The 20,787-nt window shown below is 68.2% G+C and carries 18 protein-coding genes; 10 read left to right on the top strand and 8 right to left on the bottom strand.

The annotated features are described in order from the left end of the window. Positions 1 to 16: 16 nt before the first annotated feature. The 3 genes from AC1DYI_RS05360 to AC1DYI_RS05350 are packed head-to-tail and all read right to left on the bottom strand — an operon-like array spanning position 17 to position 2,445. Positions 17 to 775, bottom strand: coding sequence for a LytR/AlgR family response regulator transcription factor (locus AC1DYI_RS05360; RefSeq protein ID WP_477203044.1), 759 nt, complete (start codon positions 773 to 775; stop codon positions 17 to 19). Continuing rightward, on the bottom strand, positions 768 to 1,805 hold the full coding sequence (locus AC1DYI_RS05355; RefSeq protein WP_477203043.1) for a sensor histidine kinase: 1,038 nt from the start codon (positions 1,803 to 1,805) through the stop codon (positions 768 to 770). The genes AC1DYI_RS05360 and AC1DYI_RS05355 overlap by 8 nt, the downstream gene beginning before the upstream one ends. A gap of 55 nt (positions 1,806 to 1,860) precedes the next feature. Beyond that, positions 1,861 to 2,445: a hypothetical protein gene (locus AC1DYI_RS05350; RefSeq protein WP_477203042.1), complete on the bottom strand. Its 585-nt coding sequence runs from the start codon at positions 2,443 to 2,445 to the stop codon at positions 1,861 to 1,863. Positions 2,446 to 2,603: 158 nt separating this feature from the next. On the opposite strand from AC1DYI_RS05350, the gene AC1DYI_RS05345 reads away from it, so the two are divergent. From AC1DYI_RS05345 to AC1DYI_RS05335, 3 genes are all read left to right on the top strand, one after another. After that, positions 2,604 to 3,341, top strand: coding sequence for an ABC transporter ATP-binding protein (locus tag AC1DYI_RS05345; protein WP_477203041.1), 738 nt, complete (start codon positions 2,604 to 2,606; stop codon positions 3,339 to 3,341). Beyond that, positions 3,334 to 5,700, top strand: a complete 2,367-nt coding sequence (locus AC1DYI_RS05340) for an ABC transporter permease (RefSeq protein ID WP_477203040.1) — start codon at positions 3,334 to 3,336, stop codon at positions 5,698 to 5,700. Before AC1DYI_RS05345 ends, AC1DYI_RS05340 begins: the two co-directional genes overlap by 8 nt. A 126-nt stretch (positions 5,701 to 5,826) precedes the next feature. After that, entirely contained in the window at positions 5,827 to 6,327 is a 501-nt protein-coding gene (locus tag AC1DYI_RS05335; protein WP_477203039.1) for a GNAT family N-acetyltransferase, read from the top strand. Here AC1DYI_RS05335 and AC1DYI_RS05330 read toward each other — a convergent pair. Continuing rightward, entirely contained in the window at positions 6,309 to 6,818 is a 510-nt protein-coding gene (locus tag AC1DYI_RS05330; protein WP_477203038.1) for a hypothetical protein, read from the bottom strand. The two genes, AC1DYI_RS05335 and AC1DYI_RS05330, sit on opposite strands and share 19 nt — an antisense overlap. A gap of 81 nt (positions 6,819 to 6,899) precedes the next feature. Here AC1DYI_RS05330 and AC1DYI_RS05325 point away from each other — a divergent pair, with 81 nt between their 5' ends. Then, positions 6,900 to 7,244 (top strand): hypothetical protein, encoded by a 345-nt coding sequence (locus AC1DYI_RS05325; RefSeq protein ID WP_477203037.1) that lies wholly within the window; start codon positions 6,900 to 6,902, stop codon positions 7,242 to 7,244. A gap of 131 nt (positions 7,245 to 7,375) precedes the next feature. Here AC1DYI_RS05325 and AC1DYI_RS05320 read toward each other — a convergent pair whose 3' ends face one another. Next, entirely contained in the window at positions 7,376 to 8,599 is a 1,224-nt protein-coding gene (locus AC1DYI_RS05320) for an RICIN domain-containing protein (protein ID WP_477203036.1), read from the bottom strand. 225 nt (positions 8,600 to 8,824) lie between these two features. Beyond that, positions 8,825 to 10,054 carry a GH12 family glycosyl hydrolase domain-containing protein gene (locus tag AC1DYI_RS05315; RefSeq protein ID WP_477203035.1) on the bottom strand — a complete coding sequence of 410 codons (1,230 nt, stop codon included), beginning with the start codon at positions 10,052 to 10,054 and terminating at the stop codon, positions 8,825 to 8,827. A gap of 255 nt (positions 10,055 to 10,309) precedes the next feature. Between AC1DYI_RS05315 and AC1DYI_RS05310 the strand changes: the two genes are divergently transcribed. After that, on the top strand, positions 10,310 to 12,343 hold the full coding sequence (locus AC1DYI_RS05310; protein WP_477203034.1) for an Agd3-related carbohydrate deacetylase: 2,034 nt from the start codon (positions 10,310 to 10,312) through the stop codon (positions 12,341 to 12,343). Positions 12,344 to 12,558: 215 nt separating this feature from the next. Continuing rightward, a complete protein-coding gene (locus tag AC1DYI_RS05305; RefSeq protein ID WP_477203033.1) occupies positions 12,559 to 13,455 on the top strand; it encodes an AraC family transcriptional regulator in 897 nt (298 codons plus the stop codon). Positions 13,456 to 13,483: 28 nt separating this feature from the next. On the opposite strand, the gene AC1DYI_RS05300 is transcribed toward AC1DYI_RS05305, so the two are convergent. Together AC1DYI_RS05300 and AC1DYI_RS05295 are read right to left on the bottom strand one after the other, a co-directional pair. Next, positions 13,484 to 15,829: an ATP-binding protein gene (locus AC1DYI_RS05300; RefSeq protein WP_477203032.1), complete on the bottom strand. Its 2,346-nt coding sequence runs from the start codon at positions 15,827 to 15,829 to the stop codon at positions 13,484 to 13,486. A gap of 70 nt (positions 15,830 to 15,899) precedes the next feature. Beyond that, positions 15,900 to 17,057 (bottom strand): substrate-binding domain-containing protein, encoded by a 1,158-nt coding sequence (locus AC1DYI_RS05295; protein ID WP_477203031.1) that lies wholly within the window; start codon positions 17,055 to 17,057, stop codon positions 15,900 to 15,902. A gap of 247 nt (positions 17,058 to 17,304) precedes the next feature. On the opposite strand from AC1DYI_RS05295, the gene kaiC reads away from it, so the two are divergent. The 4 genes from kaiC to AC1DYI_RS05275 form a co-directional block, all read left to right on the top strand. Continuing rightward, positions 17,305 to 18,837, top strand: coding sequence for a circadian clock protein KaiC (gene kaiC, locus AC1DYI_RS05290; RefSeq protein WP_477203030.1), 1,533 nt, complete (start codon positions 17,305 to 17,307; stop codon positions 18,835 to 18,837). Beyond that, the gene (locus AC1DYI_RS05285) at positions 18,837 to 19,184 is read left to right on the top strand and encodes a circadian clock KaiB family protein (RefSeq protein WP_477203029.1); all 348 of its coding nucleotides are present in this window, start codon (positions 18,837 to 18,839) and stop codon (positions 19,182 to 19,184) included. The genes kaiC and AC1DYI_RS05285 overlap by 1 nt, the downstream gene beginning before the upstream one ends. Next, on the top strand, positions 19,181 to 19,474 hold the full coding sequence (locus tag AC1DYI_RS05280) for a circadian clock KaiB family protein (protein ID WP_477203028.1): 294 nt from the start codon (positions 19,181 to 19,183) through the stop codon (positions 19,472 to 19,474). Before AC1DYI_RS05285 ends, AC1DYI_RS05280 begins: the two co-directional genes overlap by 4 nt. A gap of 51 nt (positions 19,475 to 19,525) precedes the next feature. Continuing rightward, positions 19,526 to 20,787 (top strand): sensor histidine kinase (locus AC1DYI_RS05275; RefSeq protein ID WP_477203027.1); only part of this gene is annotated, 1,262 nt, incomplete at its 3' end.

The following is a 20,787-nucleotide window of genomic DNA, read 5'->3' as shown; positions in this document are numbered from 1 at the left end:
CGCCAACCTGGTCTTGTCAACCGACCAGGCCTCGCAACGCCTGCGCCCTTGACCGGCTCACCGGCAGCACCGTGCCATCCAGCAGTTCGGCCACCAGGTTGACGCCATCCTGCCGCTTGAAAGCCTTGACCTGGTCGAGGTTGACGATGTGCGCGCGGTGGATGCGCACGAAGCGCTGCGGGTCCAGCCGCGCTTCGAGTTTGTTCAGCGACAGGTGCAGCAATTGCATGCCGCTGGCGGCGTGCACCGCCACGTAGTCGCCGATCGCTTCGAAGCGCGACACGCCGGCCACCGCCACCGGCACGATGGCGCGGCCGTTGCGCACGAACAGGCGGCTGATCGGGCCAGGGCTCATCGCCTCGCCGAAGCGCTCGAGCGCCGGTGGGGCGGGCTCGCCCAGCGCGGCGCGCACACGCTCCAGCGCGGCGGCCAGGCGATCGGCGCCGAAGGGCTTGAGCAGGTAGTCGAGCGCGCCGAGCTCGAACGCGGTGACGGCGTGCTCGGCAAAGGCGGTCGTGAACACCACCACCGGGCGGTGCTGCAGCCGCGCCATCACATCGGTGCCCAGCAGCCCGGGCAGCTGGATGTCGAGAAAGACCAGGTCGGGCCGTTGGCTGTCGATCGCCGCCAATGCAGCAGGGCCGTTGGCCGCCTCGCCGATGCATTGGATCCACGGCGCATCGGCCAGCAGGTGGCGCAGGCCGGCGCGGGCGATCGGCTCGTCGTCGACGATCAGCGCCGAGATCTGCGCCGAGACCGGGGCGGCGTCATTCATCGCCGTTTTCCTCGGGCGCGGCACGGCGCAGCGGCAGCTGCAGCGTCGCGCCAAAGCCCTGCCCTGGCGCACCGCGCAGCACCAGGCTGGCGCTGCCGCCGTACAGCCACGCCAGGCGCTCGCGCAAGCGACGCAGGCCCGTGCCGCCACGTTCCACCACCGCCAGGTCGGCGCCGACGCCGTTGTCGTCGACATCGACCAGCAGGCGGTCACGGTCCAGACGCGCTCGGATCTGCAGCGTGGTCGGCTCGATCGCCGGCGCGGCCCCGTGGCGCACGGCGTTTTCGACCATCGTCTGCAAGGCAAACGAAGGCAGCTGCGCATCCAGCGCCGCCGCGTCGATCTCGCTGCGCACCACCAGCCGCTCGCCGAAACGGATGGCCTCGATCTCGAGGTAGCGCTGCACGAAATCCCACTCGTCGCGCAGCGTCACCCATTCCTTGTGCTCGCCGATGGCGTTGCGCAGCACGCCGGCCAACAGCTCGGCCGCGCGCACAGCGCCGCGTGGGTCCAGCGGAATCAGTTGCACCACCGTGTGCAGCGCGTTGAACAGGAAGTGCGGGTGCAACTGCGAGCGCAGCGCGGCCAGCTGGCTGCTCGCCGCCAAGGCCTTGAGCTGGGCCGAGCGCTCGGCTTCGCGGCTGGCATAGGCCACCGCGGCCACCATGCCGTAAAGCCAGATGCCGACGACCAAGTACGGCCCGATGCCTGGCCCGATCGGGATCGCGATCGTGCGGCGCAGCAGGCTTTCGACCACCGCATTGAGGCCGAACCAGCTCATCGAATAAGCCAGCCCGCCGAGCATGTGAACGACGATGAAGCGCAGGCGAAACGGATGCGGCCACGGCAGCCGCGCCGTCAGGCGGTGCACCACCATGCCCAGCGTCGCGGCAATCGCCATCAGGCGCAGTGCATAAGGTGCCGCTTCTTCCACCGGTGACTGGTGGGCCGACATCATCAGCACCGTGAACAGCGCCCACATCGGCAACCAGCCGATGGCCAGCTGCGTCCAGACCCAGGCGCGTGGCATCACCCTTCCTCACTCCATCGAAATAACGATGGCGGCGATTGTCGCGTCGCCGGGCTCAGCGCGGTGCCTTTGCGGCCACCCGCTTGGCGACGATGACCAGCGCGCCCTCGTCCCAGCTCGCGCCGTTGTCGGTCGAGCGGTCTTGCTGCATCTTGAAGCTGTCGGCGGTGATGTCGACGAAGCGGGTGCGCGACAGCATCGGCTTGCCGTCGGCGTTGGTGCCGCTGCCGTCGACGCGCATCTCGCCACCTTGCCATTGCCCGGTGGCACTGGAGAAGCGCACACGGTAGACGTCCAGCAGGCTGATCTGCCAACGCTGCGCCTTGRCGTCGTAGATGCGCTGCGCATGCGCCAAAGTGGCTGGGTTGCCGGAGCTGTCGACCACGCGCAGCTCGTCGTCGATGCCCTGGCCATCGAACGCACGCCAGGCCTTCCAGCTGCCGGTCAATTTCGGCTGGCCATGGATCATCTTCGCCAGACCGCTGACCTTGGGCTGCAGCTCCACGTCCCATTGGCCGATGAGGAAATCGAACTGCGCCGCTTCGCGCGCCGGCGTGGCGGCGCTCGATTGAGCGTGGATTGACGGGGCGGCAGCCAGCAAAGGCAGCGCCAGCGCGAAAACGAGGGCCAAGGTCTTCATGGAATGGGGTAGAGGTTGGATCGACATGGCGCCAGCATGCCCCCGCGCCACCGCCCACGACACCGTCTTTCGCCGAACGGGCGAACGGGGCCGGTGAGTGGCGTGTATCGCCGAAGGCTCGCGACCTACAGTCTTCTCACCCCTCGATGGAGACAAGCTTGAACGACAACAACGCCACCGCGATTCGCCTGCACCTGGCCAGCAAGACCTACCCCAGTCTGGGCGAACCGTTCACCGCGCTGCACCCGCTGACACTCGAAATCGCCAAAGGCGAATTCGTCGCCGTGGTCGGTGCATCCGGCAGCGGCAAGTCGACGCTGCTGCACCTGCTGGCCGGCATCGACCGGCCGAGCGCCGGGGAGGTCTGGGTGGGTGGCCAGGCGCTGCATCGCCTGAGCGAGGCGCAACTGTCCGCCTGGCGCGGCCGCGGGGTCGGCATCGTGTTCCAGTTCTTCCAGCTGCTGCCGAGCCTGACGGCGGCCGAGAACGTGATGCTGCCGATGGACTTTTGCCAGCAGTGGCCGGCGGCCGAGCGCCGCGACCGCGCACTGCAGCTGCTCGCCCGGCTGGGCGTGGCGGACCAGGCCGACAAGTTCCCCGCCGCGCTTTCCGGTGGCCAACAGCAGCGTGTGGCCGTGGCCCGTGCGCTGGCCAATTCGCCTGCAGTGCTGCTGGCCGACGAGCCGACCGGCAACCTCGACTCGCGTAACGCCGCGGCGCTGCTCGACATCTTCGCCGAGCTGGTGCGCGACGAAGGCCTGACTGTCGTGATGGTCACCCATGAACGGGCTGCGCTGCATCAGGCCACCCGCCGCATCACGCTGCTTGATGGCCGAGTTGTGTCGGACGACAAGGCCTTCGCATCGGCACCGACCGAGGCACTGGCCCATGCTTGATACCCGCTGGCGCAAGGCCCTGCGCGACCTGGGCCAACACAAAGCACGCTCGCTGCTGGTGGCTGTGGCCATGGCTCTGGCGTTGACAGGCGCCGGCACGGTGCTGAACGCCTGGGCCCTGGTCGGCCGCACCACCGAGCAGGGCTTCATCGCCAGCCTGCCGGTCTCGGCCACGCTCACGGTCGACGGGGCGATCGACGCCGCCGCCGTGGCCGAGGTTCGCGCGCTGCCCACAGTCGGCGCCACTCGCCTGCGCCGCGTGCTGACGTTGAGCGTACAGGCCGAGGGCGCGTGGCAAACCGCCGAGCTGATCGCCTTTGACGACTTCAGCGCGCCCGGCATCGGCCTGCTGCGCCCCGAAGGGCCCTGGCCACCGCGCGACGGCGAGTGGGTGATCGAACGCTCGTCGCTCGAATTCTCTGGCGCAGTGGTGGGCGAAGCGGCCACGCTGCGGCCGCGCAGCGGCAACGCCCAGGCGTTGGCCCTCAGCGGCGTCGTGCGAGACGTGAGCCAGGCACCGGGCTGGATGGAGCACCTGGTCTACGGCTTCGCGACACCCGCCACCTTGCAGCGCCTGGGTGCGCCGGCCGGCTTCAACGAGCTGCAGATCCGCGTGCGCGACCCGCAAACCGATCGCGCCGCGGTGCGACGCATCGCCGCCGAAGCTGCCGCGGTGCTGGAGCAGCGCGGGCTGCGCGTCACCAGCGTCGAGGTGCCGGTGCCAGGTGAACACGTGCACGCTGCGCAGATGAACTCGGTGCTGCTGACCCAGGGCGCGTTCGCCCTGCTGGCGCTGCTGGTCTGCKCGTTCCTGGTCGTCAACCTGATCCAGTCCACGCTGGCCGGCCAGGCACGCGAGATCGGCGTGATGAAGACGCTGGGCGCCGGGCCGTGGCCGATCGCCCGGCTGTACCTGGCGCAAAGTGGGCTGCTCGGGCTGCTGGCTGCCCTGCCCGCCTTGCCGGCCGCGCTGTTCGTCGGCCGACGCTACGCCACGTTCCGGGCCGAGATGCTGAACTTCCCGCTCGACGACCAGGCGCTGCCCTGGTGGGCGTTGGCGTTGCAGCTGGTCGTCGGGCTGGCATTGCCGGTGGGCGCGGCGGCGTTGCCGGTGTGGCGAGCCTGCCGCGTGCCCGTGGGCGAGGCCCTGCGTGACATCGGCATCGTCGCGCCGGGCCGCGCGTTGGCCAGCACGCGCCGGGTCGCATTCGGCGGCCTGTCGCGGCCCTTGCTGCTGGCGCTGGGCAACGCCTTTCGCCGCCGCCAGCGCATGCTGTTGACCTTGCTGGCGCTGGCCGCGGGCGGCTCCGTTTTCCTGGGCGCGGCCAACCTGCGCGGCGCGGTGCAAGACTCAGTCGGCCTGCTGTTCGAAGGCCAACGCTTCGACCTGTCGCTGCGCCTGATCGACGCGCAACCGGCCGCCGCGCTGGAAGCCGCGACCCGCGCGGCCGAGGGCGTGGCCCATGCCGAGGCCTGGCGCGGCCGCCGTGTCACGCTCGCCGACAACGGCGACGACCTCTCGCTGATCGGCGTGCCTGAAGACTCGGCAGCGCTGCGCCCTCGCCTGGTCGAGGGCCGCTGGCTCGCGGCCGGCGACGACACCGACGCGGTGGTGCTCAGCCGCGCCCTGCTGCGCCAGCAGCCACAGTTGCTGCTCGGCGCCCGGGTCCCGCTGCGCATCGACGGCCAGGCCCGGCCGTGGACCATCGTCGGCGTGGTCGACGCCGGCCCGCAGCCGGTGGCTTATGTGCGCCGTGCCCGGCTCGAAGCGCTGGCAGGCGATAGCCTGGCCAGCACGGTGGTGGTGACGCTCGAAGGCAGTCACAGCGACGCCACGCAGCTCGACGCCATCGCGCGTCTGCGCAGCGCACTGGCCGATGCCGGCATGCCGGTCGCCAGCAGCCAGCTCGTCGCTGAGGGCCGCCGGTCTTACGAGGACCACCTGCTGATGGTGGTCAACTTTCTAGGCTCGATGTCGTGGCTGATGATCGCCGTCGGGGCGATCAGCCTGGCCTCGACCATGGGGTTGGCGGTGCTGGAGCGCCGGCGCGAGCTGGGCGTGATGCGCGCCATTGGCGCGCGCGACAGCGCGACGATGCTGATGGTGCAGACCGAGGGCCTGGTCATCACCGGCCTGGCGTGGCTGGTGGCTTTGCCGCTGTCTGTGCCGATGAGCGTGTTGCTGGCCGAAGCATTCGGCCGCGTGATGTTCCCGCTGCCCACACCCTGGTGGCCCGACGCCGGGGCGGCACTGCGCTGGCTGCTGGTGATGCTGCCGGTGTCGCTGCTCGCCTGCGCCTGGCCCGCCTGGCGCGCGGCGCGGGCGCCGGTGGCGGCGTCGCTGGCGTACGAGGGCTGAACGAGCTGGCGCGCATTTTGGGGACGCATCCGGATCGACAAATGCGTCGTTCCGGCGGACCATGTCGTTACCCGCGACAAGATCCCTCACCCGCTCAGCTCACCGACGATCGAAACGGCCCCGCCCGTGAACGAACCCTGTGCCGTCGTCTTGCGCCCTGCCCGCCTGGCCGAAGCGCGGGCCATGGCCGAAATGTCGCGCGATCTGATCGAGGCCGGGCTCGGCTGGCGCTACACCCCCGAGCGCATGGCCACGCTGATCCGCGACACCGAAACCACGGCCGTGGTTGCCTGCGACGGCCCTCGGCTGCACGGGTTTGCTGCGATGCACTTTGGCGACGAGAAGGCACACCTGCTGCTGTTGTGCGTGCAGCCCGCGCAGCAGCGGCGCGGCATCGGGCGCAGCCTGACCGACTGGCTGCTCGATTCAGCCCGCGTGGCCGGCATCATCACGATCGCGCTCGAACTGCGCGCCGACAACCCCGCCGCCCAGGCTTTCTACCGGCGCCTGGGTTTCATCGAAACCCAGCTCGTCCCCGGCTACTACAGCGGCCACGTGGCGGCGCGGCGCATGCAGATGCCGCTCGGCCCGCCCATCGATCGTGGTGCTCAGCCCGGCCGGCGGTAGTCGCTCTCGACCCAGGCGGCGGCGCTGGTGGCGTTGAGCTTGAAGCCCGCCGAGACGCGGACCTGCGCGAGGGATTCACCCATCGCATCCTGCGCGGCCAGCACGGCATAGGGCTCGAACTCGTGGGGCACGATGTCCAGCGTCACGGTGATGCGCTCATCGCCGACGTCGACGCTGACGTTCTTGTGCAGCATCGCGTGCAGCTGCTGCTCGTGCCGGCGGATCACTTCCGACGCCGTCTTCACCAACGTGTTGAAGGCCGCCGTGTCCAGCGGCTTGGGGTTCTTCTTGTCGCGCCCCATGGTCCACGGCCCGACCAGCGCCGGCTCGGCCTCGCCGTCCTTGATCATCGCCACCGCCCAGCCGTCATCGTCCTCGTTCTTGAGGACCTTGGCCGTCCAGCCGTTGTCACGCCACAGGCGGGGCTCGTTGATGGTTTCGGGCAGCTCGCCCTCGGTGGGCTCTTGGGGGTGGGTGGTATCGGTCGTCATGGCCGGCATGGTAGTGCCAGCGCCTGTCAGTCCCTAGGTACGGCACTTGCCGCAGACCACGCTCACAGCCGAAAGCGAGCCATGAACACCGCATCCACCAACCGCGCCCCCGAGCCCACCGCGCCGAACCCTGGCGCACCAGGCCAGCAAGGCCTTCCCCGCGCCGTTGAACCACCGGGCGCGAATGAAGAGCCCGGTCCGGTGGAGAGCGAGGACGACATCCCGCAAGACGACGCCGGCACCACTGATGCTGACCCAGCTCACCACGCGTTGCGGGTTGCGTCGCCGCCCGTCAATGGAGCCCAACGCCCATCCGAGACCTACACGCCGCGCAAGTCATACACCCCACCATCCAGCGACGAACTCGGGCCCGTGGGGAGCGAAGACGACATCCCACGTGAAGACAACGACACGCCACGCGAGTAGCCCGGCGTGTCAAAGCCGGCTGTGGCTTCTGGCCGCACCGGCGGAGCAAGCGTTCTGGGCCGGCGGGCGAGGCCGCCCACCGGCGCGGCGGCTTTGTGCCGCCCTCTTGTCACCTTGTGGGTCAGCCTTTCTCAGCGCTCAATCAGCTTGAACGACTGCGCTGCGGTGCCGTTGCAGTCGTAGATCTGCAGCTGCACGCCGTTGCTCTTCGACGCGCCCGGCACGTCCAGGCATTTGCCGCTGGCGCGGCCGACGAACTTGTAGGCGCCGCCGCCGACGCTGACGGCCTTCCATTGCTGGTTCTGGCCGCCGCCGTAGGTCCAAAGCTGGACGCGTGAGCCGTTGCCGGTGCCCCAATCGGCGACATCCCAGGCCAGCGCCTGCGCTTGCTGCACATGCACTTCGTAGTAGCCGTCGCCGGTCGGCCTGAACTGCCAGCGCTGGTTCGCCTGGCCGCCGTTGTTGCAGGCCCACTGCTGCACCGTCGCGCCGTTCTGGCTGCTGAAGCCGGCATCGTCGACACAGCTGCCGCTGTTGACGTTGACCACGTTGTACCAACGGGTCGGGTCGATGTCCGGCGGTGGCGTGCCCTTGTTGAAATCGACTTCGAAGTGGTTGCTGCGGCCGCCATAGCCGTTCTGCCAGGCTTCGAAGCCAGCCTCGACGTCGATCAGGTACCACGAGTCGGACAGCAGGCCGCGGTTTCTCGAGTCGTTGAAGAAGGGCTTGAGGTCGAAGTCGACATCGTTGCGCGTGCCGGTCGCCACGTAGGACACGATGTGCCACTTGTCGTTGAAGCCGGCACTGCCTTTCGGCGCGGTCCAGACGTCCCAGTTGATGCCGTTGATGGTGACGTTGCCGGTCATCTGGCCGGCCGGCCTGACGGTGCCGGAGTGGTTGATCCAGATCATGATCTCGGTGCCATCGGGCTGGCCCGGCGGGTTCGGTGACTGTGCAAACCAGATGTCGTACGAGATGTTCCACTGCCCCGGCCCCGGCGGCGTCACGCTCCAGCGCGTCGGCGCGCTGTTGACGGTGTTCAGCACCAGCGGCAGGCCGCTGTTCTTGCTGCAGCCACCCCAGTGGCAGCCTTTGTAGATCGACGGGTAGCCGCCCGGTGCGCCGTTGGTCGGCACCGAGTTGTTGCCGGTCACCGTGAACGCGCCGCTGCCGGCGTCCACGTTGATGCATTGCGAGCCACCCGGGCCCGGGTTGTAGAAGTTGTTCTGAACGATGTAGGTGCCGCTCAACGCCGGCAATGAGCCGAATTGGTCGCAGGTCGTCTGCGCGAAGGTGGCACCGTGGCCCATCAGCATCGCCATTAAGGCGAGCTTGAGCTTGGCTGTGTTCATCATCTCGGTATCTCCTCTAGGTGGGTTGTGTTCGCGCCTGCTGTCGAGCGCTTCACGGCGCCGGAAGGGGGCGGTCGCTGGTCTTGCCGCAACCGCCCCTGCCAGCCTCTCTCCTCGGCCCTTTCGGCCTCCTGCCCCAACGATCGCCCGGAAATTCGCGTCGCCTCGAGGCGCAGACAACATCGGTGCGAAAGCCATGACACGCCAAGCGGCGTGTCGTCGTTCACATCAGTGCTCGATCAGCTTGAACGACTGCGCGGCCGTGCCGTTGCAGTCGTAAATCTGCAGCTGCACACCGTTGTCCTTTGAGGCGGCCGGCACGTCCAGGCACTTGCCGCTGCCCTTGCCGACGAACTTCCAGGCGCCGCCGCCCAGGCTCTCGGCCTTCCATTGCTGGTGGCCGGTGCCGCCGTAGGTCCAAAGCTGGATCGGCGTGCCGTTGGCGGTGCCCTGGTTGGTCGTGCTCCAGGCCAGCGTCTTGAGCTGCTGGACGAGGACCTTGTAGTAGCCACCACCGGTCGGCTTGAACTTCCAGAGCTGGTTCTTCGCCGGCGCAGTGCCGTTGCAGTCCCATTGCTGGACCTTGGCGCCGTTCTTGTTGCCGAATTCGRCATCGTCGACGCACTTGCCGCTGTTCGAGTTCACGACCTCGTACCACTTCTTCGGGTCGATCTTGTCCGGCGGCGTGCCACCCGTCTTGACCGTTACGTCGAACTGGTTGACCTTGACCGGGTAGCCGTTTTGCCAGGCCTCGGTACCTGCCTCCACGTCGATCAGGTACCACGGGTCTTCCAGCAGGCCGCGGTTGTGCGAGTCCTTGAAGAACGGCAGCAGGTCGAAATCGACCGCGTTGCGCGGGCTCTTGGCCACGTACGAAACGATGTGCCACTTGTCGTTGAAGCCGGCCGTGCCCTTGGGCGCCGTCCAGACCTCCCAGTCCATGCCGTTGATCGTGACGTCGCCCGCACGCTGGCCGGCCGGCGAGACCACACCCGAGTGGTTGATCCAGACCATCACCTCGGTACCGTCCGGCTGGCCATCAATCGTCGGGGTCTGGGCGAACCAGACGTCGTACGAGATGTTCCACTGGCCGGGGCCGGCCGGCGTGACGTTGAACTTGCTTTGCACCGAGGACAGGTCACTCATCTTCTGCGGCATGCCGCTGTCCTTGGTGCAACCGCCCCAATGGCAACCCTTGTAGATCGACGGGTAGCCGCCCGGCGCCGCGTTGGTGGGCACCGAGTTGTTGCCGGTGACGGTGAACACACCGGTGCCGACGTCGACATCGATGCACTGCGTGCCGCCCGGCGCCGGGTTGTAGAAGTTGTTCTGAACCAGGAAGGTGCCGTTCACCGCGGACACCGAACCAAATTGCTCGCAGGTTTGCGTGGCGAAGGCCGACCCCTGGCCGACAAGCAGCGCCAGCGCGGCGAGCTTGAACCCAGCATGTTTCGTCATCTCAATGTCTCCTCTAGGTGATGTTGTGGTCGCGTCATGACAACGCTGTCAAATTCGGGACCGCCTGCAGCTTAGGCGTCGCGCCCGGCGCCGCACCCTGCCGGCATTGCGGCAAATGCCAGCCGGAATTGACCAGAACTGCGTGCGCGACCGTCGAATCCTTTGAAATCGAAACCTTCGTATTTATTTGATCGAAGGATTTATCGCCATATCGACATCAAACAAAGGCACTTCTATATTTCGATCACTCATTTCATGGCCCCTGACCTTTTGCTGGAGCTTTTCGTGCAACGTTTCAACCGCTCACCGTTCGTGTCGCGCCACCCAACAAGGCTTGCCGCCTCGCGCTGGCTGGCGCTGGTGGCCGGCGCACTCGGTGCCGCCGGCGCCCAGGCCACCGACTGCCTGGACGACGCCGCCCCGGTCGAATCGATCGAGATGCGCGTGCTGGTGCTGGCGGCGGACGGCAGCGAAAACGTGCTGCCGGCGATTCGCAACATGCTCGACTCCGTGGGCGTGCCCTACGACGTGAGGCTGGCCAAGACCGAGCGGCTGGACCTCGGCGTGTTGTGCAGCGGGCAAGGCACCGGGCTGGGCCGCTACCAAGGGGTGATGCTGACCAGCGGCAACCTGGAGTACGAGCAGAGCCCCGGCACCTGGGGCAGCGCGCTGAGCGCCGAAGAATGGGCCCGGCTGTGGCGGTACGAAGCCAAGTACCGCGTGCGCCAGGCCTCGATGTACACCTATCCGGGCAGCAGCTCACCCGAGACCTACGGCCTGGGCGTGCCTTCGCCGCTGTGGGGTTCGGCCACCGGCCCCGAGGGGCTCGCCAGCACGCTGACGGCGGCAGGCCGGAAGATCTTTCCCTACCTGCGGCCGCAGGCCCCGATCGTGTGGCGTGACACGTGGGTCTACCAGGCCAAGGTCGCCGGCGCCACCGCGCTGGTGGTGGACGCCAACAACAACGCGCTGGTCGCGACCCACAACACCGCCGACGGCCGCCAGACGCTGTCCATCATGGCCGACGGCAACCCCTACCTCACGCACACGCTGCAACTGGGCTATGGCGTCGTCCACTGGGTGACAAAGGGTGTGTACGTCGGCCAGCGGCGCGTCTACATGAGCGCCCAGCCCGACGACCTGTTGATCGCCGATTCCATCTGGGACGCCGCCGCCGACAGCGACGAAACCGGCAAGACCTACCGCGTCACCGCCAGGGACTACAACCGCTACACGGCCTGGCAAGCGCGCCGCAACAAGCTGCGCAAGGGGCACCTCGCGACCGAGATGCCGTTCAACGGCATCGGCTCGACCAGCGAGTACGACGGCTCGTACTTCCCGCGCAAGACCGACAACCTCACGGCGCAGATCCAGGCCACAAGCGACCAGTTCGACTGGCTCAGCCACACCTACGCGCACCCCAACCTCGACGGGATCTCGTACAACGCGATGCTGTCGCAGCTGACGAAGAACGACGCCGTGGCCACCGGCGTGCTCGGGCTCGGCACCTATTCGCGCAACGCCTTGGTGACACCCGAGATCTCGGGCCTGAACAACCCGAACGCGCTGCGGGCGATGTACGACTTCGGCATCCGCTACCTGGTGTCCGACACCTCCAAGTATTGCGGCCACCGCAACGAAGAGCGCGCCGCGCTCGAGGGCTGCCCGAGGCCGAACACGGGCATCTACAACGACCTGGAGCCGCGCGGGCTGCTGATGATCCCGCGCTACCCGGCCAACCTGTTCTACAACGTCAGCACGCCGGCGGAATGGACGGATGAGTACAACTTCATCTACTCCAGCTACTGGGGCCGCGACCTGAGCTACGCCGAGATCCTGGACAAGGAGTCCGAGTTCTGGCTGCGCTACCTGATCAGCTTCGACATGCGCCCGCTGATGTTCCACCAGCCCAACCTGCGGGCCTACGACGACACCCACTCGCTGCTGGGCGATCTGATCGACAGGACGCTCGACAAGTACGAGGCGCTGTACAACCTGCCGCCCGAAAGCCGGCGCCAAGAGCAGATCGGCCGTCTGATGGCCGAGCGCATGGCCGTGAACGCCGCGGTCTCGCCGATGAGCGGCCCGGCGCTCACGGCGCGCATCCGGCCGGGCCAGGCCTCGTCGACGATCGTTCTCACGAACCCGACCGCCGCCGCCGTGACGGTGCCGATCACTGGCGTGGCGTGGGGTGCCGACACCGAGGTCTACGGCGGCCAGACGACCTCGCGCATTGGCGTGAACGGCAACGGCGCCACGGTGGAGGTGCCCGGCGCGCCAGCCTGGTGATCGGCGCAGGCCGGGCTCTTGATGGCATCGACTGGGTTTACAGCCAGCACTGTATTCATATACAGTAAACGCCTCAAACCCAGGAGCACGCCATGCAACCCAGCCTGCGCCAGACCTACCAGCCCAAGCCTGACACCACGCCGAAATGGTTGCGCCGTTTGTGGCTGTGGTTTTGACCGAGTGACCTGCGGCGAGCGGTAGGCAAACATGCCGGGATGGGCCGACCCGCGATTTCGAGCGAGCAATACAGCTACCGACTCAACCAGGTACTCGATTACATCGATGCACACCTGGACAGTGACCTGAGCCTCGAAACGCTTGCGGCGCAAGCGCATTTCTCGCGTTTCCACTTCCTGCGTGTTTTTCAGGACTGGTACGGCGAGGCGCCGATGGCCTATGTGCGCCGCCGGCGCTTGGAGGCTGGTGCCACACTGCTGCGTTATGGCGACGACGGCATTGCCAACATCGCGCTGCGTTGCGGCTTCGACACCGCCGACGGATTTGCGCGGGCGTTCCGGCTCTACTTCGGCGCGCCGCCCACGCGGTGGCGCCAGCCGGGCGAAGCCCCTGAGTCCGTCGCGGCCGTCGGCCACCCGCCGTCACCACCACCGTCGCCGCCGCCGCCGTCGCCGCGAACTTGGGCAGTGCGTGTCGAGCAACTACCCGACATCCGCGTGGCCTACACCCGGCGAGTCGGCGTCTACGGCGAGGCCAGCGCCGCGCAATGGCAACAGCTGGCCGATTGGATGCAGCGGCAGCGCCTGAGCGCCCTGACCCGCTACGGCATGGGGCTGGACGACCCCGGCCTGACGCCGGTCGACAAATGCCGCTACGACGTCTGTGTTGCGCTGCCGGCCGATTTCGAGCCGCCACCCCGCACGCCGATCAAGACGGTTCCCGGTGGCCTGCACGCGGTGCTGGCCTATGCCGGCCCGCCGGAAGGCAGCGGTGCCGCCTGGGTCTGGTTGCTGCACCACTGGCTGCCGCAGTCGCCCCACGAGCTGGCGCCCCGCRCCGCCTTCGAGCGCTACCCCGCGGCGCTGCCCGACCCCGGCGCCGAAGCGCAAGACTGCGAGCTGTGCCTGCCGCTGATGGTGGCCGGCTGCCTCTAGCCCAGAGCGGCCAACAGCGCGCACGCCATCAACGTCCAGCCGAATGCTCGGCCGGTGTGGCCTTCCAGCGCCAGGTCAGGCCCAGCTGGCGGGCGATCTCACGCAGCAGCTGGTCGCGGTCGACCGGCTTGGGCAAGAAGGCCACCGCGTCTTGCCCGGGGCCGGAGCACACTTCGCCGACTTCCGCCGACGCAGACACCGCGATGATGGGCACGGTGCGCAGCGCGTCGATCCGGTGGATCAGGGCCATCGCCTGCCGGCCGTCCATGACCGGCATCGCGATGTCCATCACGATCAGGTCGGGGCCGATCGCCCGGGCACGCTCCACGGCCCGCCGGCCATCACCCGCCTCGTCGATCTCGAAGCCCAGCGGCTGCAGCAGATCGCGCATCACCAATCGGTTGGCCGCGATGTCGTCGACGACCAAGACACGCTTGCGCGGACCGTCGTAGCCCACGATCTCGGCTTCGGCCGTGGCCGACGCAGGCGCCGGTGGCACGAGGCGGAACTCCAGCTCGAACGAGAACACCGTGCCGCGCCCCGGCTCGCTGGCCACGTGGATGTCGCCGCCCATCAACTGCACCAGTTGCCGGCTGATCGCCAGGCCCAGCCCGGTGCCCACCGTGCGCCGGCGCGCGTCGCCCGTCTGCTCGAAGGGCTGGAAGATCTTCTCCAGCTGGTCCTGTGGCATGCCGACGCCGGTGTCGCGCACCTCGAAGCGCAAGGTGGCGTGGTGGCGTATCGGCTCACCGACACAGCGCACGCCCAGCACCACCTCGCCTCGGTCGGTGAACTTCACCGCATTGCTCAGCAGATTGAGCAGCACCTGGCGCAAGCGCTTTTCGTCGGCCAGCACGGTCAGTGGCACATCGGGCTCGACCTCGATCCGGAACAGCAGCCCCGCCTGGTCCGACTTGACGCGGATGATGTCCGAGGTCACCCGCAGGCATTCGAGCAGCGCGGTGTTGCCGAGACAGAGTTCCAGCTTGCCGGCGTCGTGCTTGGCCAGGTCGAGCAGGTCGTTGATCAGCGCCAGCAGGTGGTCGCCGCTGCGGTGAATCGTCTCAGCCGCCAACGTCTGCCGCTCGGTCAACGACGCGTCCAGCTCCAGGATCTGCGCGTAACCCAGCACGGCATTCAGCGGCGTGCGCAGCTCGTGGCTCATCGTCGCCAGGAACTTCGCCTGAGCAGCGCGTGCCGCGACCGCGGCGTCGCGGGCATCGATCAGGTGCTGCTCGGCCTCCTTGCGCAAGGTCGCATCGCGGATCACGAGCACGATCAGGTCACCGCTGCCACCGGCCACCCGGTTCAGCGACACCTCGACCGGAATGCGGCGCCCACCGGCACTGCACGCCGTGGCATCGAGCGCCACGCCCGGCAACGTCGGCGCCTGCCAGTCGAGGCCCGGCGTCAGCTCTTCGCCGAGCAGGCCCGAGGCCTCGACCTGGCGCAGCCCGAACATCCGCTCGGCGGCCCGGTTCAGTTGCCGCACGCGGCCGCCCTGCAACACGACGATGCTGTCGGCGGTGTTGTCGATGATCGCTGCCAGGCGCTGCTGCTCCTCTTCCAGCCGCGCCCGGGTCAGCGCCAGCTGGTGCCGGTCGCGCAGGAACTGTTCGACCGCACGCGCCATCTCGCCGATCTCGTCGTCGCCATGCACTGCCACGTGCGTGGAGTTCGCATCGACGTCAGCGCTGCGCAGGCTGAGGCTGACCTGCTGCAGACGCGCCAGCACATGCCGGCCCAGCAGGCGCTGCGCGATGAGCCAAGCGCACAGCAGGCTGAAGGCCAGCCACCCTACCACCCACCATGCACTGACACGTGAGGCGTCGACCACCCGCTGCACGGCAGCCTGGTAGGCCCGGGTCAGCTGGTCGGACTGCGCGTCCGCGGCGCTTGCCATCTCCAGCGCGTGGGTCTGCATCTCGTCGCGGTAGCTGGCCAGCGCCACCGCCCTCACCTCGGGCGCGCCGCCCATCGAGGCGTCCTCGCGCAAATGGCTGATCACATGGGCCGAGTTGCGGAACAGCTGGCTCGCCATGTGCAGGTCGAGCACCGAGGCATCGTCGCTGACGGCGAGCTGCGCCGTCAGCTGGTCCAGCCCGTCGAGCTCACGCAGGATCTGCTCATAGTGGCGGTGCACCGCCTCGCTGGAGTCAGCAGCCACCATGCGGTCTGACAGCAGCTGGATCTGCTGCGTGTGCTGCTGCAGCTGCTGCGCCGCCTCGACCAACGCCAGGCGCTCTTGCGAGACCTGGCGCGCCGCCTCGCCGGTGGAGCGAAGCGCATAGACCGCCGTCGCGCCGCCGGCCACCACCAACGCCCCCATGGCCACCAGCGCGGCGGCGAACTGCCCGCGCAGCGAGCGGGGCATCCACCGGTCCAGCCGGCCGGTCGTGGGGTGCTGGACGAGGTCTTCAGAAGCGGGCCGGTGCGGCATCGGCTTACCGGGCCTTCCAGATCCGCAAGTACGCTTCGCGGTAGCCGTTGGCCGGGTCGTACACCTGGCGCGCGCCGCCTTCGGTGGAGATGTTGCCGGCGTTGATCAGGTGGACCGGGGCGGTGAACCCGCTGATGGGCTGGCCTTGCATCAGCCGGTTCAACTCGTCGACGACCTGCCAGCCCTGCATGTTCAAGGGCTCGGCCACCGTGCCGGTCTGGTACGAGCCGGCGCGGATCCGCATGAAAGCCGGCGCGCTGCCATCGCCAGCCGACAGCAGGCTGATGCCGGCGTTGGGCACCCCCATCGACATCAGTGTCGGCGCGGCGTAGTCGAAGTAGATGTCGTTGATCGCCAGCGCGTGCGTCCAGCGGCTGCCGTGGCGGGCCACCAGCTCGCGCGTCACCGCCGGCATGCGCGCGGCGGCTTCCGAGATCGCCACGTCGCGAATCTCGAGCAGCGCGCAATCGCCGCAACGGCGGATGACGGCAGCCATCGCTTCGGACTTGGCGGTGGCGATCCGAAAGCGCGAATCGGTGAAGACCACCACACCGGCCTTTCCGCCGGACTGCACGACCGCGGCCATCGCCGTGGTGCGGGCCACATCGAGCGGGTCAGTCGTCACGTTGGTCGCGACCGGCGTGCCCTCGACCGGCCCCGCATCGGCCGCCGCATGCCAGCCGACCACCGGCGGCAAGCGGCCACCGCCTTCCTTCAGTGCCGACAGCAACTCGTAGGCGTCCGAGCCGCAGATGGCCAGGCCGTCCGGGTGCGCGGCCAGCGCGTCGGCGGTGGCGCGCTTGCGTCCTGCCGGCGTGCCACCGGCGTCGTAAACCCGGACCACCCAGCCGATCTCGCGCGCCGCTTCGCGGATGCCCTGCGCCACGCTGAGCACACCGCCATTGCGCAAGTCTTCGGCCAGCACCGCCACCGTCTTGCCGGGCTGCGCGGGCGGACCCGTCGTCGGCCCGCCCCAGGGCGCCGTGGGACGCGAGGCCTGCTCGACGATCAGCCTTGCCGAGTCGAGCGACAGCGTCTCGGCCTGTGCGGCCAGCGGCAGCGCGGCAGCCAGCAACACGCCGATCGCTGCAAGCAGCCAGGCATCAAGCCGCGACGGCCACAGGCCCACACGCCCGAAGCGATCTGCACCCAGGCGATTCACATGCGCTCCTCGTGCACCGCCGTTGACGTGGCGGTCCAGCCTGTACACCACCGTGCTCCCTGCTTCGCAGAATAGCGCCGGGCCCGGGGCCGGGCAAGCCGAACCGGGCCGGGCAAACCGCCGCCGGCCGCCCCAGGCACACGGATTGCCATCCCATCGCCGTTGGGGCGCCGGCCGAGGAATCGGCGCCCTCCTCATTGCCCAGGCGTCGCCAGCCAAAAGACTCACCTGTGAGGGACCACAGCCCATGTCGAACGTGCTTGATCAGTCACCCGCCCACCGTGCGGAGCTGCCCAAGGCGGCCACCGGTATCGGGGGCCTGGACGAAATCACCGGCGGCGGCCTGYCGCGCGGGCGGCCCACGCTCGTCTGCGGCAGCGCCGGTTGCGGCAAGACGATGYTGGCCGCCGAGTTCCTGGTGCGCGGCGCGGTCGAACAGGGCGAGCCCGGTGTCTTCATGATGTTCGAGGAGAACGCCGCCGAGCTGACCGAGAACATGCGCTCGATCGGCTTCGACCTGGAGGAGCTGCAACGCCGCAAGCTGCTGTTGCTCGACCACGTGCACATCGAACGCACAGAGATCGAAGAAACCGGCGAGTACGACCTGGAGGGCCTGTTCATCCGGCTCGGCCACGCCATCGACACGATCGGTGCCAAGCGCGTGGTGCTGGACACCATCGAGGCGCTGTTCTCCGGCCTGCCCAACCATGCGGTGCTGCGCGCCGAGTTGCGGCGCCTGTTCCGCTGGCTGAAAGACCGCGGCATGACGGCGGTGATCACCGGCGAGCGCGGAGAAACCTCGCTGACGCGCTACGGGCTCGAAGAGTACGTGGCCGACTGCGTGATCATGCTGGACCACCGGATCGTCGAACAGGTGTCGACCCGGCGGCTGCGTGTCATCAAGTACCGCGGCTCGGCCCACGGCACCAATGAGTACCCCTTCCTGATTGGCGAAAAAGGCCTGTCGGTGCTGCCCATCACCTCGCTGCGGCTCGACCACGAGGCGCTGGAAGAGCGCGTCTCGACCGGCGTGGCCGGACTCGACAGCATGCTGGGCGGCCGGGGTGTGTTCCGCGGCAGCAGCGTGCTGGTCTCCGGCTCGCCGGGCACCGGCAAGAGCACGCTCGGCGCCAGCTTTGCCGAAGCCGCCTGCGCCCGCGGCGAAAAGGCGCTCTATTTCGCCTACGAGGAATCGGCGAGCCAGCTGTTTCGCAACATGCGCTCGATCGGCCTCGACCTGGCCCACTGGAAACGCGAGGGCCTGCTGCATGTGCACGCGTCGCGGCCCACGCTGCACGGGTTGGAGCAGCACCTGGTGCAGATGTACGAGCTGGTGCACGAGCTGAACCCCCGCGTGGTCGTGGTCGACCCGATCAGCAACCTGTCGATCGAGAGCCACCACGACATCGCGCTCAAGCCCACGCTGATGCGACTGATCGACTTTCTGAAGCACGAAGGCGTGACGGCGATGTTCACCAGCCTGACCTCGGATTCGGACCGGGCCCTGGCCGATTCCGAAGTCGGCGTGTCTTCGCTGATGGACACCTGGCTGATGCTGGCCAACCACGAGAACAATAGCGAACGCACGCGCACCCTGCAGGTGCTGAAGTCACGCGGCATGGCGCACTCGAACCAGGTGCGCGAGTTCGTGATGAGCAACCACGGGGTCGACATGATCGACGTCTACGTTTCCGGCAGCCAGGTGTTGACGGGCTCGGCCCGCGTGCGCGCGGCCCGCAACGCACAGTCCGGTATCCCGGGCGGAACAAGAGGTAAATGATGAGCAGTACCGACGCCACTCTCGACAGCCCGCCGGTGACCACGGCCCCCACGGCCACCGTGCCCGAATGGCAGCTGAAGCTCTACGTTGCCGGGCAGACAGCCAAATCCATGACCGCGCTCGACAACCTCAGGCGCGTCTGCGAAACCCACCTGGCCGGCCGCTACCAGATCGAGGTGGTCGACCTGCTGGTCAACCCGCGGCTGGCCGCCGGCGACCAGATCCTCGCCGTGCCGACACTGGTGCGAAAAGTGCCTGAGCCGATCCGCAAGATCATTGGCGATCTGTCCAATGAAGAGCGGGTGCTGGTCGGCCTCGACGTGCGGCCTTTGAAGCAGGCTCCATGACCCACCATCGGCTCCGTCTGTATGTCGTCGGCACCACGCCGTCTTCGTCGCGTGCGATCGTCAATGTGCGCAAGCTCTGCGAAGAGCRCCTGTCGGACGAATACGACCTGGAAGTGGTCGACATCTCGCTCAACCCGTCGATGGCCTCGACCGCCCAGATCATTGCGGCGCCCACGCTGGTCAAGGAGCAGCCGCCGCCCGAGCGCCGCTTCATCGGCGACATGTCCGATACCGAACGCCTGCTGACCGGCCTGGGGCTGGCGTCGCAGTTGCCGACGTCGACCCAATAGCCACTCTGAGCCACTCCACCGCCGATGAAAGACATCGCTCCCCCTGACCCCATGGCCCCCGCGAGCCTGATCGCCGAAAACGAGAGCCTGCGCGCGCGCCTGGAGGAGGCGGAGGAAACGCTGCGCGCCATCCGCAGCGGCGAGGTCGATGCGCTGGTGGTGGGCGACCGGCTCTACGTGCTGGAGGGTGTCGAGGCGGCGTCGAATCGCTTCCGCAGCGAAGTGATCGCGCAGATCGACGATGCAGTGATCGCGGTCGACAACGAGCAGCGCGTGACCTACCTGAACGAGGCGGCTGCGCGGCAATATGGCGTGCCCGTGTCGCAGGCGCTGGGCCGGCCGCTGTCGGCCTTGTACGACTACCGCTGGCTGGCGCCGGAAGATGCGCAAGCCGCCGTCACCTCGCTCGCCTGCAACGGATCCTGGCGCGGCCGCAATGTGCACGTCAAGCAGTCGGGTGAGCTGATCCACGTCGAGTCCACTGTCACCGTGACGCGCGACAACGCCGGTGCCCAGACCGGGCTGCTGGCCGTGGTGCGCGACGTGAGCGAGCGCGTCCGGGCCGAGGCCGCGCTGGAAGACGCCGACCGCCGCAAGGACGAATTCCTGGCCACGCTGGCGCACGAGTTGCGCAACCCGCTGGCCCCGATCCGCAATGCGCTGCAGATGATGCAGATCACGCCCGACGCCGACGTTCACGCCAGTGCGCACGGCATCATCGAGCGTCAGCTCAAGCAGATGGTGCACCTGGTCGACGATTTGCTCGACGTCAGCCGCATCAGCCAGGGCAAGGTCGAACTGCGACGCGAACACGTTGATTTGGTGAATGCGATCCAGGCCGCGGTCGAGACCAGCCGCCCACTGATCGCCGCCGGGCAACACGAGCTGACGGTGCGGCTACCGGCGCCGGGCACCTTGATCGTCGACGCGGACCTGACACGGYTGACGCAGATCGTCGCCAACCTGATGAACAACGCGGCCAAGTACACGCTCCAGCATGGACGCATCCACGTGTCCGCCGAGCGCGACGGCGAGCAGGCGGTGATCCGCGTCAACGATTCGGGCATCGGCATTCCGCGCGAGATGCTGCCCCGCGTGTTCGACCTGTTCGCTCAGGTCGATCGCTCGCTCGAACGCTCGCAAGGCGGCCTGGGCATCGGCCTGGCGCTGGTGCGCAAGCTGGTCGAGATGCATGGCGGCAACGTCGTGGCCGACAGCGAAGGCCACGACCGGGGCTGCACCTTCACCGTGCGGCTGCCGCTGATCCACGCGCCGGCTGATCAGGCCGAGGCGGCGTCCACGCTGTCGCAAGG

It is taken from the genome of Ideonella sp. P3_A4 (genome assembly GCF_056403075.1).
Note: the sequence above shows the minus strand (reverse complement) of the source record. Positions and strands in the feature narration are given on the sequence as shown.

Excerpts from the sequence above, each read along its gene's own strand:
- AC1DYI_RS05325 (WP_477203037.1), top strand. The coding sequence starts at position 6,900 with ATGAACACCGCATCCACCAACCGCGCCCCCGAGCCCACCGCGCCGAAC.
- AC1DYI_RS05300 (WP_477203032.1), bottom strand. The coding sequence starts at position 15,829 with ATGCCCCGCTCGCTGCGCGGGCAGTTCGCCGCCGCGCTGGTGGCCATG.
- AC1DYI_RS05310 (WP_477203034.1), top strand. The coding sequence starts at position 10,310 with ATGGCCCCTGACCTTTTGCTGGAGCTTTTCGTGCAACGTTTCAACCGC.
- AC1DYI_RS05360 (WP_477203044.1), bottom strand. The coding sequence starts at position 775 with ATGAATGACGCCGCCCCGGTCTCGGCGCAGATCTCGGCGCTGATCGTC.
- AC1DYI_RS05355 (WP_477203043.1), bottom strand. The coding sequence starts at position 1,805 with ATGCCACGCGCCTGGGTCTGGACGCAGCTGGCCATCGGCTGGTTGCCG.
- AC1DYI_RS05330 (WP_477203038.1), bottom strand. The coding sequence starts at position 6,818 with ATGACGACCGATACCACCCACCCCCAAGAGCCCACCGAGGGCGAGCTG.
- AC1DYI_RS05320 (WP_477203036.1), bottom strand. The coding sequence starts at position 8,599 with ATGATGAACACAGCCAAGCTCAAGCTCGCCTTAATGGCGATGCTGATG.
- AC1DYI_RS05285 (WP_477203029.1), top strand. The coding sequence starts at position 18,837 with ATGAGCAGTACCGACGCCACTCTCGACAGCCCGCCGGTGACCACGGCC.